Below are 20,641 nucleotides of genomic sequence, written 5' to 3'. Positions count from 1 at the left end.
TACATAGTCGGACAGGGATACTTTGCTGCCGTCTTCTGCTTCGATGGTGAAGTCGGTAAACGGTTTTCCTTCGGCTGTATCTTCTAATGCTTTGAAGCGTTGTAGCCTTTCTTGCATGGCAGGGGTGTTGCGAACCACTTCGCCCAGTAGAGGCAGTTTTGCTTTTATCTGGTCGGGAGAAAGGTAACCGTCCATATAGTTCAAGGCAATAGCTCCGATCGGGTTATTCAGGTTTCTGTTGAAGAATGCGTCGAGCATAGCCAGATAAGCTGGTTTCCATTCTTTCTGGAAATGGTCTTTCTGTAGCTGCATACGTTCTTCCTCATTTTCTGTTTGTTTCATAAATGCTTCCCGTTGGGAATCGATCAGGTTCCTCATACTGTCCTGTGCTGCAAAAAAAAGTGTAATCTCATTGTTCAAAGGACTTCCTGACGGGGATACAGGTTTGCTCAGGTCAAGATTGATTGTTCCATTTTCGAGAATGAAGTTGACATAATATTCGCGGCTGGCATCAATGAGGCAGTAAGCGGCTGTATCCATCTTTCCTGAAAAAGTGAAGGTCGTTCCGGTAACGACAGTGCTGTCTACATTGACATTGTTGTTGTCACGATTGTAGATGTAAATCATTTTACCATCCAGCGAATTGTCTGGAATAGTACCGTTTATGGTATAAGTTGTTGCTGGTTTTTCCGAACAGCCGCTGAGCAGCATTAATCCGGTTAACAATGTAAATAAAAAGTTTGTCTTCATATAGTTTATCTTTATAGAATGTACATACTTCGGTTAAATGAATATACGAAAGTATGAAAGATTCTTATATATATCGGTATATTATCTCCAATGGAATCCAATTATTAATTCTTTTTGGGAAGTACCAGTATTTGTTATTCTGCTTTTACCGATTCTGCCGGATTTGCTTGTGCTGCCTCCTTTACCTGTCGGAAGATAGAAAGAAGAACAATCGCACCGGTGATGAAGAATACGGCTATAAAAGGCCATATCGTCAGGCTGGTGTGATTTGCATAGGTCTCCAGCCATCGTTGCATCAGGATAAATCCCAATGGCAGGGCAAACAGGTTACTGATGATTACCAGTATCAGATATTCCCGGAAGAAGAGTTGCAGGATATGCAGGAAAGTGGCTCCATTTACTTTGCGGATGGCGATCTCTTTTTTCCGTTGCTGGGCAGAAAGAGTGACCAGTGAATAAATACCGAAAGTAGAAATCAGGATACAGAGGATCGCAATTATACTGAATACGCTGAAGATCACTTTTTCCGGACGATTGAATTTGTCGACCAGATCGGTTAGCTTTATACACATATTTTCTTTGCTGACTCCATGAACATTTAGTTTCTGGCTCACATTAACGATATGATCCAGTACTTCTTTCTTATATTCAGGAAGATAGCGGACATAAAAATATTGGACAGGCATATACTCTTTTACATCCTGATCCGTATATAGCCGGAAGAAAGTTTTCTGCACAGGGTATTGCATAGGGGCATAAATATAATCCTTGATGATACCGGCTACTTTCTGATTCGAAATGCCTTTACTATTGTATATGGAACGTTCCAGTAAATCTTCATGCCCCAAGTCTTTAAAACCGGTTTCATTGACGATATAATCATCCGGATTGCTTTCTCCAATCCAGCTTCCTTGCTTTAAAGTCATTTCAAAGAAGGAGAAGAATTCTTTACTGACGATCATTAAATGATCACTTCTTTTGTGATCGGGTTCAGTAGGGTCGAATGATAAATGGATGTCCATAGAACCATACCAATCTCCCTGTTCTGTGAATATCCCGGAATTGGTTGCCGCATAACAAACGTCCGTTACATACGGATGATTTTTAAGTTCCGGCACTAATACTCTGAGATCTTGCTCATACGCGTTTTCGTATCCCATATCTACCTGAATCACATTTTCATAATTCAACCCCTTATCCTTTGTCAATATGAAATGTAACTGTTGGAAAAGGATGAGTGAAGTGATAAAAAATAACGAGCCGATAAATATCTGACCGACAATTAACCCTCGCTTAAAGATCACAGGGTTAGTATTCCGGTTGCACAATATATTTCGTATAGGAAGAATAGTGAGTAACCAGAATATTACGGTGCTGGCTACTAAGGATATGATTACATTCGAAAATAACGCGGCTTTGTCGATTCGCCGCGATATCCCCTCATAAATCCCATAGTGATTCCAGGCTGTATAGCTTTCGTAGTAGGGGAAGATGGCTTCTATCAGGCAAAAAGCCAGTAGATAAGCCATGAGCATAGGGAGGAATAATTCGATCCAGCCTTTCAACAACATGTCTTTAGGGGATGCCCCGATACACAGATAGGTCCTGTTTTTGGTTTGTTTGCGTTGTTGTTGTCCGATAAACAAGACTAACAGATTCATCAATGCACTCAGAAAGGCCATAAAGCCGGCTAATGCCAGAATATGGATATTTCGTATTCTGTTTTCCAGTTCGGGATGGCAATATAAATGGACTTCCGGGAGAGTCCGTAAATTGATTTTCCACCGTTCGATATGTTCTGTACCCCACGGGTCATCAGCATGGCTTTTATAGGTTGCAAGTTTCTCTTTTACTCTATTCGTATTTGCGCCTTTCATCAGCCGGATATATGTTTTATTCCGTCTGACGTTGGGGATTGGCTTTACTTTGTTGATCAATAGGAACTGAAATATTAAATCCGAATTGTCCGGATAGTTTTTGATGACTCCGGTGACAATCGGGTGGGTTTGACCATTCAGTTCGAATGTTCTGCCGATGCAATCTGTTGTCCCGAAAAACTTTTTTGCAGTACTTTCGGTGAGGATAACGGATTCCCCGTTCGGATAGGTACCTTTATAAGTTCCGGTAATGAAATCTGCCTGGAAGAAATCAAAAAAGGAGTGATTACATATGAGGCCGTATAACATCTGGCTACCGTGGTTACTTTTTATCGTATAAAAGCAATCAGTAAAAGTACAGACTTTTTCAATTTCGGGTAGCAACTTCTTTATCTCTGCCAGGTCGTTTACATGTAACTGGTCGAGATCAGCATCAGCACCAGTCGCTTTTTTTACCAATCCGGTTGTTGTAAGGCAATAAACGCGGTCGCTGTTGGGATGGAAGTTGTCGAAATGCGTTTCCCACCACAACCAATATCCACCTAAGACAAAGGCTGTAAAACCGATAGCCAGGCCAATGATACTGATAATGGCTTGTGTTTTATATTTAAATTGTTCCCGGATGGATACCTTAAGATAGTGTTGTATCATGAATTATGTTCGTTTATCAGATTTTTCCTTTCAAATCATATTTTACTACGTCGCGTCCTCCTTGTTCGTTCGGTGACAAAGCTAATAAGTATTTACCTGATTTCTCCGTGGCGATCTTACGTAAATTGCGATCGGCTTGTAAGGTGGCTTTATGTTTTCCGTTCCAGTCGAATACATAAAGGACCGAATTACCGGTGAAGTCTGTCGAACCGTCAAACAGACAGAATACATATTGGTTTGAGCTACAAATATCGATAAAACATTTTTTGCTCTGTTCGGCGTCTAGGTGTTTATTGGTGATGTCGGGAACCGGGATGGTGTAGTAATCGGCAAAAGAAACAGAACCTGTCATCTCACAATTAAGATTGTAAAAATTTACGCAATCGATAAAGCGAAGAGCAGCTACGATCACTCCCTTTTCTTCATTAACTACCAGGTCGCTGACGTAAGCTTCCCTGCGTACATTATCGGGTATGGGGACGGTGATTTTAGGATAGGCAGGAACTGCATATTGTCCTGAAGTACCATTGGAAGAATAAAATACTTGCGGTTTTCCCGGGCTGAACGATACGGCATACAGGTCGCTTGCAGTAAGACAACAATTTGTGAATCCGCCTCCCGGAGTATATTCCGAAAGTGAATTTGTTTCACCGGATATGAAAGGGGAGGATTGTGTCTGATTCAAGTCAACACGTTTCAATAGATGTGAGTCGTTATCCCAGATCGTGATTGCATTTTTTTTATTCTTGTTGGCATAATCATATTTAGTAAAAGACGGGTAGGAGATAAGGAACGTGTCTTTCTCCTTCATCTCTATCTGGTAAAGGGAGAAGTCGTTTTTGTCTCTGACCTGCAGGAGCGTATCACTGTAATAGTCCATAAAAGCATAGTAATCGTCCGTAATATTTATGTCGTAATAAGTATGTACATCTTGTCCGGCAAAGACTACCTGACCTGATAATGTGTTTGTGATGTCTGTATCGACTTTATACGTTTTTACGGCTCCTTTGTTCTTCGAATCGGAACAGGAGAGAAATACGGATAGACAAGTGAGAAAGCATACTAATTGTTTCATATCTATATTGTTTTAATTTTATTCAGATTTAATTGTTTCCGCCGGATTCTGGTTGGAAGCCCTCCATATCCGCCAGCTTGTGCAGAGTGTGATTAGAAGTATCAGTGAGAGCAATATGGCCGGATATATCCACCAATCGATGCTTGTTTGAAGCACGTAATTCTGTATCCAGGGTTTCATAATGAGATAACCGACCGGGAAAGCGACAGCGGAGGCGATGAACAATAGCAACATATATTTCAGGAAGAAATTACGCATGATATGACGTGTCGTTGCACCATTCACCTTCCGGATGGCTATTTCTTTCCGGCGTTGTTCACAGTCGAGAGTGACAAGTGAAAAGATACCGAACAGGGAGATCAGGATACATACCAATGTAACAAAATCGAGCATCAATAACAAGGCATTCTCAGATTTCAGGAATTTGGCATATTCCTCTTCCATATTCCCAATATTACAATAGCGATTGTCCGGGTTAAGCTTTTTCACCAGCTTTTCGATCCGTTGTTTACATTGAGGCCAGGTTCCTTTCTGGTATTTGAAAAGGGCACTTTCACCGTTACCGGAAGTAAATTCTTTTGGGAATACCAGCATGATCGGTTTGGTGGGGACGGTAGGCGGAGCGATATAGAAATCCTTAACGACTCCGGCAATAACGTATTGCGATTCTCCCTTCAACATTGTTTTTCCGACTGGATGATCCATATTCAACGCCTTAATCCCTGTTTGGTTTACCAAAATCTGATTGCCGGCACCGTTAGAGGGTATTGAGCCTTCAACAAGTTTCATTCCGTAGAACCGGAAGTATTCCTGATTACAGTCGATCATCTCGAAATGTATGAATGTGGTAGAATCCTGACATCCTTCCCATTCGTTCAAACTTTGGAAAGAACGGGCGTAGCGAGGAAAAATAGGTGACAGTTCATCCGGGAATACCTCCGTGACGAACGGGATCTTGCTGATCTCCTCTTTCAGTCCTCCGATAACCGGATAGACACTGACGTTTGCCCGGCAGGTCCGCTCGAGCCCATAATCGGCCTGGTTCAGGTGATAGATTTGTTTCATCAGTATGATAGAGCAAAAAATGAAACAGATACTGATTATGAACTGTGCGACTATGCTGATCTTCTGGAATATATTTTTGTTCTTTCCCCCGGCAGATCCTTTCAGCATGCTGTTTAAAGTCTGACGTCTGAAATAATAAATCGGGTATAAGGATAACAGGAATGAAAGAATGACAATAATCCCTGAATACTTCACTGCTGAAAGATAAATGGCCGTGTTTTCCAGCTTTATTTCAGAGAGCTCTTTAAATATAGGTAGTACTAGTTCGATCAGTATCAGGCCTGTAAATAAAGCCAGTACCAGCGTCAGCATATATTCGACGGCAAATAAGACCAGTTGGTTGCTGTCGGATGAACCGCATACTTTACGAAGGGCAATTTCCCGGTTACGCATACGGATTCGGGTAATGAACAGAGTCAGATAGTTGAATAAGGCGCAAAGGATAACAAGACCGCTGGCTGAAGCAAATAATAGGATGTGTTCATATTTCACTGTTACTTCCCGGTTGGGACGGTCGTAACGTATGCTCGTGATCGGTGTCAGTATTGTTTTACTGATTGAAAATGATGGATCCTTATCTGCTTTAAACTCTTTCAGTTTCTTTTCGAAAGTCTTTATATTGACTCCTTTTCTTAGCTTGATGAAAGTTTGCCAGGAAGACATGTTCCACTTTTTCTCATACCTGTTCGATACAAGGATTTCAAAAGGCATATTGCTATGTATATCCCAGGGTTTTACAATGGCGCATATTTTCCTGTTCCCATAGATATCGAGCTCTTTACCGATCGGATCTTCCGTTCCGAATAGTTTATGGGCCAGTTGATCGGTAATGGCTATCTCTTGATTATCAGGAAGCATGAAGTTTCTGCTTCCATTTATCACATCAAATCGGAACATTTCCATTGTGGTAGAGTCGACTCCTATTTCATACGAACTATATTCTGCCCCTTTGTATTTGAATTCACAGTTCCAGGCTTGCATATTGCAGGCTGTTTCTACTTCCGGGAATGTTTCTTTCAGAAAAGCGGCCAGCGGATAGGGCGTGATCTGGGATATACCTTCGTTGTACATTTCAGATGTTATTCGTATCATATAAATACGGTCGGCGCCGTCATGAAAAGTATCGTAAGTCTGTTCGTAGCGTATCCATAAAGTCGCCAGTGCAAAACAGGTAAACCCTACCGCTAGGCCAACAATACTAATGATGGCTTGCGATTTATATTTAAGCAGGTTACGAACCGCCAGTTTAAAATAGTGTTGTAGCATATTCATTGTTGTGCGAATATTTATTGCAAGTTTAGTTCTTATTCTGTTTTGATGGCTATTGCCGGATTGGTTCCGGCAGCTTTACGTATCTGCCAGATCAGAGTGAATAGGGATATGCCGCCGGTAAGCAGAAATGCTACGGCAAAGAGCCACCATGATAACGGCGCTTTGTTTGCGAAGTGTTCCATATACCTGGTGATAACCAGCCAGGAAACCGGGGTGGCTATTATAAATGAAAGCCCCAGGAGCCTGTAATATTTTCTTAATAGCAATTTTATGATAACTCCCGTCGTAGCCCCGTTTATTTTGCGAATTACTATTTCCTTGTATCGTTGCTGAATGTCGAATAATGACAAACTGAATAACCCCATTGAAGAGATCAGGATGGAGATTACTGCAAAGACGGAGTAGATGCGGGTAGCTAACCGGTCTTTTTCATACATGGCACTGATCTCGTCTTCTACAAATGTATATTCGAATTCGCCCCCGACAGTTCTGGCATGAAGTTCTTTCAGAAACCTGATTGCTTCCTGGCGTTGCCCTGGGACAATAGAAGCCATTAGTTTACCGGGCCAGAAAAGCTCGTCTTTTACATCTTTGGTAGTGATGACGACCGGTTGGTTGCGTTGTGAAAGATGTACGACTTGAAATTCAGGTATGAAGCCTTTTATTAGGTATGAGTTGATCCCGTCGTATGACTCCATTTCCAGTTCCGCAGGACTTTGCCCGCCTTTCCTGAATAGCTTCCCGGCCGTTTCATTCATAAGTATCTCATGTTCGTTTTCCGGGAGTCTGTCTTTGGAAACCGGTATCTCATATACATCGAAAAAGCTATTATATACCTTTACATGAAGTACTTCTTGCCATTCTCCTCCGGGAATGCGCATGTTTTGTTTATTGGACTGGTCGGCAGGCATCTCATACGGGCTCAGACCATAAGAAAAGGATTGAAATAAAGGAGACGCTTTGATGGCATTTTGTACTTTAAACGAAATCTCATCAGACCGTTTCTGGTCTTCCAGCCCGTAACTCATTTGGGAGGAAGGGCGCATGAACCATACCTTTATAATATCCTTTGTCCGGTATCCCAGATCGGCATTCAGCATGAAATGAAGTTGTTTTATAAAAAACAGGGAAGAAATGATCAGGCAGCAGGTGATACCATACTGTATGATTAAAAAGACCGAGCGCGTTCCCATCTTGCTTTTTTCCGGAACTGTTCCTTGCAGTGAACGGATCGTCTGCCGGAAACTATAGTTGAAAAAAGGATACAGAGTGATGACCAACGGTAATCCGACCAGAAGCCCCAGCGATAATATGGCATTAAAAGACGATCCGACAACAGGCGAAATGCCGAACAGGTTTATCTGTAACGGGTTGGTTATTTCGATGATCATCCAGCTGAGAAAGAGGGAGATTGCCGTTAGCACCATGTTTTCTGCATATAACTGGACAAACAGTTGGGCAGGTCTGGCCCCGAATACTTTCTTCATCCCCAACTCCCGGTTGCGTTTAATGATAACGACCGAACTTATGTGGATAAAGTTGAATACCCCGATCAACAGAAGTAAGACGGCTACGAATGACAGTATCTTCAGGCTGTCCGTATTTCCTTGGCGAAACGTGTTCTGTCCTTTGTCGACAGTCTTGTCCATATAAAGTTTGTCCAGCGGGATAACCTGGAAAAGGAAACTGTTGTTATCGTCTGCATTATAGTTCGCTTTGAGTTTCTCATTAATCCGTGCGGTACTGGCGCCGGGAAAAGCCCGTGCGATACTGTAGTAGTTCACCGGAGGCCAGCGCCATTGCAACTCTTTTGATATCAGGAGGTCGAAGTCGAGGGAACTTTGTGTTTTCGTCTTCCCCGTAACGCCTCTTACCGTAAGGATATTCCCATTATATTCTATATTCCTGCCGACCGGATTCTCTTTACCGAACAACTTCTGTGCGAATTTATCGGTGATAACTGCTTCCTTAGGATCGGCCAGCAAGCGGGTACGATCGCCTTCCAGCACCGGATAGTCCAACAATTGCAGGAAGAGCGTATCTGTAGCTAATACATGCGCATTAAATTTCTTCTCGTCTACACTGATTTCTACGTCGCTGAGGGAGACAAAAGAAGTCCTTTTCTCTATTTCCGGAATATCCAGCGGATTGATATAATTTTTCTTCATGAGCACATTATCCGTAGTACACAGGATCGGTGGCAGTTCGCCGTTTCCCCGATGGCGCAGGCTCAGGTACAACTGCTCATGTTTTTTGTTGAAATGATCGGTCGTAGCTTCGCTGTATATGTATCGGCTGATAATGATCACGCAGGCCAGGCTTAATGCTAGTCCGAGTATATTTACCAGGGTATATGACCTGAATCTAAAAAGAGAACGTATAGCCAGCAATAGAATTTTCATGATTGTCTGTTTTTTATTATTCCGTTTTCATAGCTTTTGCCGGATCGGTCTGTGCCGCTTTATGTATTTGCCAGATCAATGTTGCCAATGAGATACCGGCTGTTATGAATAGGGCAAGGATAAATATCCACCAGGAAACAGATGTCTTGTTCGCAAAGTCTTCCAGGTATTTATTGATCGCGATCCAGGAGACAGGAGCGGCTATCAGGAAAGCTACTATTAAAAGCTTGTAATATTTACGAAGAAGCATTTGCATGACGTTAGTAGTGGTTGCCCCGTTTACTTTGCGTATAGCTATTTCATTATAGCGTTGTTGTACGTCAAAGAGAGAAAGACCGAATAGCCCTAACGAAGAGATCAGAATGGCGATGATGGCAAAGACGGAGTAGATACTGGTTATCTGTTTGTCTTTGCTGTACAGGTCGTTTATCTCATCCGAAATAAAAGAGTATTTAAATTCGCCACCTTCTACTTCCTCATGCAATTTTTTGAGGAAAGAGATTGCTTCCTGTTCTTTACCGGCAGGAATGTATGCCATGAAAGGATCACGCGGATCATTTTTATAATAATAGTATACTATCGGCTGTGTTGCCTTTGATAGATGTCCGGTATTGAAATCTTTTATGATACCGACTACCTTATATCGTTTGCTGGTATTGAAATCTTCCATGTTGGATATGTAGAAAGCACGTTCCGCTTCTATTTCCGCATTATCCAGATTCTTGATATTGAATAACTTTTGTGCTGTCTCGTTAATGATAACGTTATATTCGGTAGGCGAATCGACAGCATCGTCCCATAATCGTCCCTCTTTGAGTTTGATATCGAAGAGTTTAAAATATTTTTCAGAAATACTCTGGCAGATGACATCTTTGTATTCTCCTCCCGGGGCTTTTATCGGATAGGTATAATCGGTGTGACTATATGGTGTCTCTCCAAAGACATAAGGCTCGAATAAAGGTGAAGTACTTATTTGTTGTTCGAACAGTTCTGCTTTTCGATAGGCTTCTTCCCTTTCTTTATCGGAGTTGGGCTGATGCAATAGTTGTGTTTTCAGTATATGATCCGTCCGGAATCCCAGGTCTGTATTCAGCATGAAGTCCAGTTGTTTGATAAAGAAGATCGAGACGACAACCAAGACGATCGTAATAACATATTGTATTCCCAGAAATATAGAACGGGAGACGGTAGAACCTCCGCTCCGGTTGATAGAACGGAGTGAAGTGATCGGTGCCGAATAATTGTAGCGTATAAATGGATAAACGGATGTGACGACCGGTAATAGAAAGAGTATCCCTGTCGATAACGCTATATTGAATGATGTATTGGGTACGATCGGAATACCTAATATCCCCTGAACAATCTCTGTGCTGAGTTCAATAAATATCCAGGCTCCAAAAAGAGCGATCGTTGTCATGAACAGGTTTTCAAGATAGAGTTGTATAGCTACCTGTTTACTGTTTGCCCCGAATACTTTCTTCATACCGAATTCACGGGCACGTTTTAACATGAGTACTGTATAGATATTTACGAAGTTGAATACCCCGACAATTAATAACAGAAGAGCAACGATCGACAGTACGACGATATGGCTGTACTCTCCTTTCTGGCAGGCGTTGTAGTAACATCTCATCTGCTTATCGAAATAGAATTTCTTTAGCGGATATAGTTGTAGGCGGATGGACGACCCCCAGGATCGTGCTTCGGTATAATGATCGAACCGTTTGTTGAATGCCTCCACATCCGTATGAGGTTTGAGACGTACCAGTAATGCGTTCAGTCTCATCCAGTCTTTTTGTAACCCAACGGAAACCAGCAGGTCGAAAGGATAGGATACCTGTGTGTCCGGCTCATCGAGGATGCCGGTTACGGTAGCGATATTGCCCGATGTATGTATAAAGGTTTGACCTATCGGGTCTGTGTCACCAAATACTTTCCGGGCAAATTCTTTTGTCAATACAGCTTCATCCGGTTGACTGAATAAAGAGTTATGGTTGGATCTCAGGATTGGATAAGTCATAATTTTCAAATAATTACTATCTACAGCCAATAGTCTTACATTGAATTTTTTATCATCGTAAGCGATTCGGTCCTGATCCATCGGTATGAAAGAGCTACTTATTTCTACCGATGCTTCAGTTAACGGATCAGGGATAGAGGAATCATCCGAACGACCGGCAATGAAGGGTTGTTTATCGGAATTGCGATCTAATACAGTATAATAAACCCTGTCGAGATCTTTGATGAAATGATCTGTCGTTACTTCCCGATGAATATATCTGCATAAGATAATCACACAGGCCAGACTCATGGCTAATCCTAGTATATTGATAGCTGTGTACATCCGGAAACGTGATAACGACCGGATAGCCAGTAATAATATTTTCATGGTAATAGTATGCTCCGTTTTTTATTTTAATATCAGCTCTTCTGCGTCTCCAAAAGTACTATATCCGGTGACAATAACCTTATCACCCGGTTGTAATCCGCTGGTTATTTCATACTGTTGCGGGTTTTGACGACCGATGCCGATATTTACTTTCCGGGCTTTTGTGCCGGCTTCGTTCAGTTTATAGATCCATTGTCCTCCGGTGGTCTGGAAGAAATCGCCACGTGGGATGACCAGTGCTTCTTCCGGCTGTCCGAGTTCGATCTGTACGCGGAAGCTTTTTCCTATACGGACATTCTCAGGGGATTCGTCGGTGAAAACGAGGTCGACGTCGAAGTTACGGTCTTTTACTTCCGGAACGACTTTAGTGATACGCAGCGGATATTTTTTTCCTTGCCAGCTGATGGTGGCGGGCAGGCCTGTCGTGATGCGGTCGATATAGTATTCGCTTAATGCCGTATGCACTTTGAACTGATCCAGTACTTTTATTTCGGCTATCGCTTCGGTACTCTGTACCTGTTGGCCGGGTGTGACTTTTACAAAACTGAGCTGGCCGGCTAAAGGGGCACGGACAATTAAGTTGTCCATACGCTCCTGTGCACGGGCGTACTTTTTCCGTTCGCGTTCGAGGTCGTTTTTCATCAGTTCGCGGCGAAGGATTGTGGCGGCACTGTCATGGCGCAGACCTTCCAGTTGGAGGGCCGTACTCTGGGTCTTGTAGGCAAACTCATCGCGTTGTACGTCCAGTTGCGCTTTACTTTTTACCCCCATACGGAATTCTTCTTCATCGAGGGTAAAGCTCTTTTTCAGGCGATTGAGTTCGTACGTGGTTTGTAAAGTCTGTTTTTGAAGGTCAAGGCTTTTTTGTTCCATTTCGATCTCTTTTTCCTGATAAGAAATCAATTGTTTTTCCCATTCGTCGCGTTGGTCGTCGATGGTACGTACCAAGTCCGGATTTGTCAGGGTCAGGATAGTATCCCCGAGTTTCAGCATGGTACCTTCCTCTGCGACGATACGTTCTACACTCCCGGCCTCCCTGGCATTGATCTTAATGGTCAGGATCGGTTGAACTACTCCTTCCACATCTACATATTCCAGGAATTTATCGGCTGTTGCTTCACCTATGATGAGGTTTTCAGCCTCGGTACGTAATTTGCGTCCTCCGGAAGCGACGATCGATACATAGACCAATAGGATAACAAAGGCTATGCTTCCGGCAATGTGCCAGCGGTAACGGTAATATACAGGTTTCTTTTCAATAGGTTTGTCCATTATCTTATTTCATTAATTGTTCGTAATTGAATGTCAGTTCCCGACCTTGCTCAAAATCATAGCCAGTCATGCTACGCAGGCCGTAATACAGGCTCCAGTAATTATATAAAGCAGTGATGTAATCCCGTCGTGCCCGGTCTTTCTCACTGATGGAAGCGTTGAGGTCGAGGATGGTCGATTTACCCAGGAGATATAACTTTTGTGCCACATCGTTCCTGCGTCTGGCTGTCTGATCTGTTTTTTGTGCGATCGTAACCTTGTCGGCCTGCAGGTTGAATTGTTTGACCATCTTGATTACATTCAGTTCAAAGTCGTTGCGCGATTGCTCTACCTCCGTATATATTTTGTCGCGGTTGCTGAGGACCACTTTCACTTTTCCCTTGCCGACACCCCAGTCGAGGATGGGAATCCGGATACCGAGGCTTATCAACTGTTGATCCATCGGGCTGCGATAGGCTTCTTTCAGATGTTCGTTTGTCTGGGTCAGTCCGAATTGCATGTACAGGTCGGCTTTGAACCCCCGGGATGCTTTCGCTTGTGCTACGGCACTTTCACTTTCAAGTTGGCGACGTTGCAGGTATTCCGGTTCGGGATTATTTTCGTAAGCGAGTGCCAAGGCCTGTTTTACATCGACTGTGAAATGAGGAATTTCTCCGTTTGTTATGGAAACCAGCTCCGAAGCATCTTTGATTCCGAGGTAGCTGCGTAACGACTGGATACAATCGTCAACTTCGATACGGGCATTCATCATATTGGTTTGTTCTGTCAGAAGATTCAATTCCAGTTGCAGCATTTCATTCTCTGTGATAGTTCCGATATTGTATCTTCCCTGTGCATATTGAAATAAGGTGTCGGCATTTGCATAATTATATTGGGCTATTTCCCAGTTGGTCTGTGCAGTGGCGAGCTGAAAGAACTGTGTTGTGGCCTGTGTCGCTACAAGTTCTAACGTCTCTATCAGGTTCTTGCGGGATTCGGTGTAACGCAATGGCTCTATTTTGCGGTCCCATTTAAATTGATTATACCCGAACAGGTCCTGTTCGTATCCCACTACGACCGGACTGCTGTTATAAGAACTTGTTTTTTCAGAGAATAGATCCAGCCGTTGTAGCGCAGTCTTGACGAAGAGGCTACCTCCCGTCAGCGAAACATTCTGGTTGATAGTAAATCCCGCATCCACCATCAGTTGATTCCGGTGTACGAAACTTTCTCCCCCGTCAGGTAAAGTAACCGAACTGATCGATCGGTTCAGAGAAGGGGAGGAGTTGAAGGTCAGGCTCGGTAACATATTGGCACGGAAAGACCTCCAGTTCCAGTAAGCAGCCCTGAATGAATGGCGGGCGGCGATAGCCTGGGGAGATTGTTCCTGTGCTATGCGGATGGTTTCGGACAATGTCAGGTGTAACGTATCCTGCGAATGAGCCGGGATAACGGTCAGTATGACAAGGATAGCGGATAATATGTATGTTCTTGTATGTGTCATGTCTTATTAAAAACAAATAACATGCCACATTTTTAAAGTGCTGATAATTAGTGTTTAAGGTGCTGATCTGTTTTAATGGTTAGTGCGTCAGCGCACAAAGAATGTGCGTCTACGCACAGCTGATACGATCAGTCGTTTTCCTGCCAGTTATATAGATTCACTTTTTTATGGCGGCTTACCTGTTCTTTTACTTCGGGGAAGAAACGGGCCAGGATATTATATAATCCCGGATCGTACCGCTGTAGTTCTTCACGGGTATTGATCTTGTTGTGTTTACCGTCTCCTCCGTCGTTATCGACTTCTGCATTTACATTAAACCAGTTCTGAACACCTTCAGCCCAGTATTCCTCAATATTTGTCGAGGCATATACATTTTTCCAGCGTCCTTTAGCGATGGCAGCGTCGAGAGAGGCTTGCAGTTCATCGTTGAAGTCCGGATAGACAGGACGAATGCCTACATTATGTATTGTATGGGCAAATTCATGGATCAGAATGTCTTCCGCATGATATTTGTCGATCTGGTAAGCCATGATATTTTCTTCCGCGCAGGTGGAGAAAGGCATGTGAAGCGTACCACCTAACCCTCTGGCCCGCACATCCCAGTTCAGGGTCGTATCACTCGCCAGGAATGCATGTTCGGGAATATCGGTAGTCCCTTCGTAACGTGCCATGATCCCGATACGGGTATCCCGGTTGGTCATCGATTCAAGTACCTCTTTAGGTAGAACATCGGTTAATGCTTTGATACTTACGTAGGCCGTATAGAAACAAGAGTCGGGTACGCGCCAGGAACTGACCACATGTATGCCGTTTACATTCATGTATTTTTTGTAAAAGGGATCGAGTTTTAACCGGGCCGGCGGTGTTGTAATCTGAGGAGTGTCGATCAGAACAGCCATTACTGTTTCTTCTGTAGGCATGTCTTTTTCTGAACATGCGCCATCGGTCTGTGCCGGTTGTTGGCAACTAAACGTTACGAGTAGTGCCAATAAGCAAGGAATAACAAGATGGATTCTTTTCATAATGAGAGTTTAAGTGATTAATTGTAAATTATACAAATGTAGAAAGAATTTTGATTTATAACGATTTCCAGCTAATAATTTAAATGGGTAAAGTAATAAATCTGCTTTTTTAGCTGTGCTTTTCCGCACGAAAAACGTGCGTAACCGAACGTTCTGCCTATCGTTTTAATCCTTATCTTTACCACGCTTATAGGAGCTTTCGGGAGAGTGATTCTTTCACCTCAGGGAAGGATGACTTACCAGTGTTGGTAATAGTGACTTACTAGTACTGGGAACTGTGTCTTCCCAAATAGACTGTATTTTAAAAAAAGGAGATTGATATGAAACAGGGAAAAATACTTATCATCGACGACAATGAGGATGTCCTCTTTGCCTTGAATTTATTAGTGGAACCTTATGTAGAGCAGATACGTGTCACCACACAACCCGAACGGATTGAGCATTTCATGGAGAGTTATGCACCGGATGTGATTCTTCTCGATATGAATTTCCGTCGTGATGCTATCAGCGGGCAGGAAGGCTTTTTCTGGCTTGAAAAAATAAAAAAGGTCGACCCCGATGCTGTCGTCCTTTTCATAACTGCGTATGCCGATACTGAAAAAGCTGTGCGTGCTATCAAGGCAGGAGCGACCGACTTTATACCCAAACCGTGGGAGAAAGAGAAATTGCTGGCAACTTTATCAGCTGCCCTGAAACTTCGTGAAAGCCGAACCGAAGTACGATCCTTGAAACGTCAAGTTGCAGCACTTGAAACAACGGAAGAGGCCGGCTTTGAAATTATAGGTGAAAGTAATGCTATGCAGGATATTTTCTCTACTGTTGAAAAGTTACGCTATACGGATGCCAATATCCTGATCTTGGGTGAGAACGGAACGGGCAAGGATCTGGTAGCCCGTGCCTTGTACCATCATTCGCCACGTGCCGGACAGGTTTTTGTCGGGATCGATCTGGGGAGTATACCCGAACAACTTTTTGAAAGCGAACTTTTCGGTTATGAAAAGGGTGCTTTCACGGATGCCCGCCGGGATAAACCAGGGCGTATGGAAGTGGCCACGGGTGGTACCCTTTTCCTGGATGAGATAGGAAACCTGAGTATGCCTATGCAAGCTAAATTGCTTACTGCGATAGAGAAGCAACAGATCACTCGTCTGGGAGCTACCCGACCTGTCTCCATCGATGTTCGCCTGATATGTGCAACCAATATGAATATACGGAATATGGTAGAGGAGGGGACTTTTCGCCAGGACCTGCTTTATCGTATCAATACGATCGAATTGCATATACCGCCCCTTCGTGAACGAGGAAACGATATTCAGTTGCTGGCCGATTATTTCCTTTCCCGTTACGCCCGTAAGTATAAGAAAGAGATCAAAGGTCTGAGCCGTGATGCACGTACCAAGTTGCAAAATTATGAATGGCCCGGTAATGTCCGTGAATTACAGCATGCTATTGAACGCGCTGTTATTTTGTCCGACGGGCAAATGCTGAAACCGGAAAACTTTATGCTCCAGCCCTCTGCTTCAAAGAAGAAAGCCGACACAGAAGAACTGAATCTGAGTATTCTGGAGAAGGAAGCTATCGAACGTGCCCTGCGCCGTGCCGACGGAAACGTGACCCGTGCCGCTGAATTACTGGGCATTACCCGTTTTGCCCTGTACCGGAAACTAGATAAACTGGGCTTATGAAACGTTATATCATCTTGATAAAGATCATATTGATCGTGCTTTTGTCGCTGGCAATTGCATTCCTATTATTGAAAGGTCTTTATTTTACGACAGTTATGGTAGGAGTAATCTTGATTCTGTTGGCTTGTTCTTTATATTGGGATCAGCAGAAAACAATCCGTAGGATGGAACACCTGATCGCTAATATACATTATGGCGATCTGAATCTTTCTTTCCCTGTTCCCTCGTCGGGTGGGGCGGAGGCGCAGCTCACCCATTCTATGAATGAGGCATTGAATGCTTTCCGTTCGAGGCTTTACAATTCAGTCGTGGCTGAAGCGGAGACAGAAGCCTGGCAAAAACTGATCCGTGTATTAACTCACGAAATCATGAATTCAATTGCGCCTATCATTTCTTTGTCGGAGACAGTAACAGAGCGTGCCGAATCGAATGGGATGAATGAACGCGATTATGGGATTATGCTCCAGGCTATACAGACAATCCACCGCAGGAGTAAGGGCCTACTGGACTTTGTAGAGAACTACCGGAAATTAACCCGTATTCCGGCACCTACCATGCAGTTGTTTCCGGTATCGGCTTTGTTTGACGATATACAGAAACTGGTGCCGGCTAATGATGTCCGTTTTGTTTATTCTATTAAACCGTCTGAGTTGAGGTTGTATGCCGATCGCGGTATGATCGAACAGGTACTTATAAACCTCTTGAAGAATGCGGTGGAAGCTTGTAGCGAAAGTCTCTCTCCTGAAGTTCGTGTAGAGGCTTTCAGGCGGGAAGGGATACCTGTTATAACTATATCGGATAATGGGAGCGGAATCGTACCGGAGGCACTTGACAAAGTTTTTGTTCCATTTTTTACCACTAAGCCCGGAGGCTCGGGGATCGGGCTCAGTGTGTGCCGACAGATTATGAATCGTCATGGAGGTAATATTACCGTTATTTCCGAAATGGAGAAGGGAACCGTTTTTACGATGCTTTTTCCCGGAACGCGTGCTTTATAAGCTTGTTACAAAAGATCTGTAATTTTCTTTTTCAGATCATTCGGTTTGATCGGTTTTGCTACGTAACCATTGAATCCGCTATGGCTGACCCGTTGTTCATCTTCGGCAAAAGCAAAAGCGGTAACGGCGATGATCGGGATAATCGTATTGTCTTTACGTATTTCCTGGGTAGCCTGATATCCGTCCATAATAGGCATCTTAAGGTCCATGAGAATCATGTCCGGATGATACTTACGATATAAATCGACGGCTTCCTGACCGTTCCATGCATGTAGCAGGTTATAGTCTTTCAGGATCGCTTTGATCAGGGTATAATTACTTTCGTTATCTTCTGCTATCAGCAAAGTGGAGGCTTTCTTATCTGTCTGGTTCTCTGTATTTATTTCAACCTTGTTGGAGCTAACGGGAACTATGTGTGATTCTTCTATAACCGTGTCGGGTAATGTAAACCAGAAAGTAGACCCTTGTCCAATCTCAGACTCCACACCGATCTCACCACCCAGCTTCTGTACGATCATCTGGCTGATAGACAGACCGAGTCCTGTTCCCTGTGCGAAGCTATCCAGTTTGACAAAACGTTGGAATACACTGTCTTTTATTTTCTTGTCTATACCGCAACCTGTGTCTGAGACATAGAAAAGCAGCTTGTTTTCTTTATGCTTATATCCGAAGCGTATACTACCTTCCTTCGTGAATTTGATCGCATTATTAATAAAGTTGGTTATTACTTGTGACAAGCGGTTCTTGTCCGTTCGGATAATACAATGAGGCAGTTTTTCTACGAATGAAACCTGTACACCGTCGGCAGCTTTCAGACGTGATGTTTGTTCGATATCGCATAACAACTGATTGATATCGATATCCGAATAAACAAACTCGAGCGTGTTGGCTTCTATCTTTGAGAGGTCGAGGATATCGTTGATCAATTGCAGCAACAATTCATTGTTGTTGTTGATAATGTTGATGTATTCCTCACGTTCCTCACTATCTTCAGTCATAGCCAGTAGCCCGGAGAAACCGACGATAGCGTTGAGTGGTGTACGGATCTCGTGACTCATATTTGCCAGGAAGGCTGATTTCAGATGATCGGATTCCTCCGCTTTTTCTTTAGCCAAACGTAATTCGTTCTCCGCCAACTTCTGTTTGGTGACATCCTCTTTCTTGAAAATAACTCCCAATAAGCTGTTATTCGAATCGATGATCGGATTGGCAAGGGTATGTATATATTTGCCTGGTTCGCATTCTTTTACTATGTCGAAAGGCTTTTTATTTTCCATTGCTGAGATCAATACGCAATTTTCACAATAAGGCTTCTGGCCGTCTTTTACGATACAGCAATTCTTCGGGCCGTATTTGGGGACACATAACATTTTGATCTCATTTTCCCATTTCACGGAATAGTCGGGCTTGATGAAACGGATGGAGGCCTGAATGTTGTTCATAATGATCTCGTTGTCTTTTTGCAGGTCCATCAGTTTGTCTTTCAGTCTGTTGGTTCTGAACAGGAAAAGAAGGATCATCAAAAGGAAAACCAGTAATATGCAGGCAACGATCAATAAGATTTCAAATCTGTATTTTACAAACAAGTTTCCTTCCGTATTGATCAGGATAGAATTTTCCGGCAGTATGTTCTTATCGATATTGAACTCTTTCAGTTTTCGTGCATCGAAAGTATAGGCATTGGGAATACTTATCGCACGCAAATCTTTTTGTTGCACTTTGCCGGTCAGGATATCGATTGCCTGTTTAGCCAGGTCTTTTCCGATAGGCCTGTATTGAGGAATATATCCGCCGATTGCCCAGTGGCTTAATCCGGTGGAGGTCAGAGTGAATGCCGGTAAATTCGGGTTGCTCGACATCATGGTGTATGTAGCATTGCCTACATAATAACCATCGTTCACGTCGACGCGCCAGGTTCCGAGCATGATAGCTGTTTCCTTGGGGAGTTGCTTGATTTGCTCAATAATGGTGTATATATTATTTTTTCGGCCATCCAATAAGATAAGATCCAGATCGGGGAATGATTTCAAATCTTTTTTCACCAGAGCTTGCAGAGCAATGCCACCGTAGCTGTTGTCTGTTACTAAAGCTATGTGTTCGGTGGAAGGGTAAAGATTTCTGATCAATTGGATATTCCTGTTAACGTCATACGTATACAGAAATCCCGACAGAAAATGTTCCTTGCTGATTTGATCTTGTATATCGATGCTTTCTGGGTCCCAGTCGGAGAGTGCCACACTTGAATCCGGCAATATGACCGCGTTGCTACTTACCATTCCACACAAGATAGGAATACCTTTTAAAACAGGTTCATCTTGCGATAAATAGGAAGACCAGGCCTCTTGTCCGAGAATGATGGTGATCTGTGGGGTATTCTCATTTTTGTACTTATTGAGCAGGGTCTTCATTTTCCCTTTCCATAGGGGAGCTTCCGGTAAACTTTTACAGTTCATGTTTTCTATAATAACAGGGGCAGTACCTCCCAGTCGTTTATATTCTTCCATGAATTCGGAAATGTTCTGTGTGGTGTTCCGGGTATCCGGGTTATAAGAACTGATAATGAGGATCGGATGGACCTCTTCTGCTAGCGTCGGGACAGACCACATCAGGCATACAAGTATGAATAGAGTTTGTATGTGGTGTATAATATTTATTAGAACTGCTTTATGCATTGACTTTTCCTCAGGCAAATTATTATCT

The 20,641-nt window shown here is 43.2% G+C and carries 12 protein-coding genes; 2 read left to right on the top strand and 10 right to left on the bottom strand.

From position 1 onward, the window contains the following. From QZ076_RS14450 to QZ076_RS14410, 9 genes are all read right to left on the bottom strand, one after another. Positions 1–750, bottom strand: a 750-nt coding sequence (locus QZ076_RS14450; RefSeq protein WP_293714178.1) for a DUF4369 domain-containing protein, incomplete at its 3' end; no start/stop codon positions are given. A 134-nt stretch (positions 751–884) separates the two neighbouring features. Beyond that, positions 885–3,278: an ABC transporter permease gene (locus QZ076_RS14445; RefSeq protein ID WP_293714176.1), complete on the bottom strand. Its 2,394-nt coding sequence runs from the start codon at positions 3,276–3,278 to the stop codon at positions 885–887. Between the two features lie 16 nt (positions 3,279–3,294). After that, positions 3,295–4,353, bottom strand: coding sequence for a hypothetical protein (locus QZ076_RS14440; RefSeq protein WP_293714174.1), 1,059 nt, complete (start codon positions 4,351–4,353; stop codon positions 3,295–3,297). Between the two features lie 18 nt (positions 4,354–4,371). Then, the gene (locus QZ076_RS14435) at positions 4,372–6,690 is read right to left on the bottom strand and encodes an ABC transporter permease (protein WP_293714172.1); all 2,319 of its coding nucleotides are present in this window, start codon (positions 6,688–6,690) and stop codon (positions 4,372–4,374) included. A 32-nt stretch (positions 6,691–6,722) separates the two neighbouring features. Beyond that, positions 6,723–9,092: an ABC transporter permease gene (locus QZ076_RS14430; protein WP_293714170.1), complete on the bottom strand. Its 2,370-nt coding sequence runs from the start codon at positions 9,090–9,092 to the stop codon at positions 6,723–6,725. 16 nt (positions 9,093–9,108) lie between these two features. Beyond that, entirely contained in the window at positions 9,109–11,481 is a 2,373-nt protein-coding gene (locus tag QZ076_RS14425; protein ID WP_293714167.1) for an ABC transporter permease, read from the bottom strand. Between the two features lie 21 nt (positions 11,482–11,502). Then, positions 11,503–12,753 (bottom strand): efflux RND transporter periplasmic adaptor subunit, encoded by a 1,251-nt coding sequence (locus tag QZ076_RS14420; RefSeq protein WP_293714165.1) that lies wholly within the window; start codon positions 12,751–12,753, stop codon positions 11,503–11,505. 4 nt (positions 12,754–12,757) lie between these two features. Next, positions 12,758–14,236: a TolC family protein gene (locus tag QZ076_RS14415; RefSeq protein ID WP_293714163.1), complete on the bottom strand. Its 1,479-nt coding sequence runs from the start codon at positions 14,234–14,236 to the stop codon at positions 12,758–12,760. Positions 14,237–14,364: 128 nt separating this feature from the next. Then, on the bottom strand, positions 14,365–15,258 hold the full coding sequence (locus QZ076_RS14410) for a hypothetical protein (RefSeq protein ID WP_293714161.1): 894 nt from the start codon (positions 15,256–15,258) through the stop codon (positions 14,365–14,367). Positions 15,259–15,578: 320 nt separating this feature from the next. On the opposite strand from QZ076_RS14410, the gene QZ076_RS14405 reads away from it, so the two are divergent. Both QZ076_RS14405 and QZ076_RS14400 read left to right on the top strand, forming a co-directional pair. Further along, positions 15,579–16,943: a sigma-54 dependent transcriptional regulator gene (locus QZ076_RS14405; protein ID WP_293714159.1), complete on the top strand. Its 1,365-nt coding sequence runs from the start codon at positions 15,579–15,581 to the stop codon at positions 16,941–16,943. Next, positions 16,940–17,941, top strand: a complete 1,002-nt coding sequence (locus QZ076_RS14400) for a HAMP domain-containing sensor histidine kinase (protein WP_293714157.1) — start codon at positions 16,940–16,942, stop codon at positions 17,939–17,941. The genes QZ076_RS14405 and QZ076_RS14400 overlap by 4 nt, the downstream gene beginning before the upstream one ends. A gap of 5 nt (positions 17,942–17,946) precedes the next feature. Here the strand turns inward: QZ076_RS14400 and QZ076_RS14395 are convergent, their stop codons facing one another. After that, on the bottom strand, positions 17,947–20,613 hold the full coding sequence (locus tag QZ076_RS14395; RefSeq protein ID WP_293714155.1) for an ATP-binding protein: 2,667 nt from the start codon (positions 20,611–20,613) through the stop codon (positions 17,947–17,949). Positions 20,614–20,641 lie beyond the last annotated feature (28 nt).

The sequence above is a fragment of the uncultured Parabacteroides sp. genome (genome assembly GCF_905196875.1).
Lineage (GTDB): Bacteria > Bacteroidota > Bacteroidia > Bacteroidales > Tannerellaceae > Parabacteroides.
The sequence above is the reverse complement of the archived record's forward strand: the minus strand, read 5'-3'. Positions and strand labels throughout refer to the sequence as shown.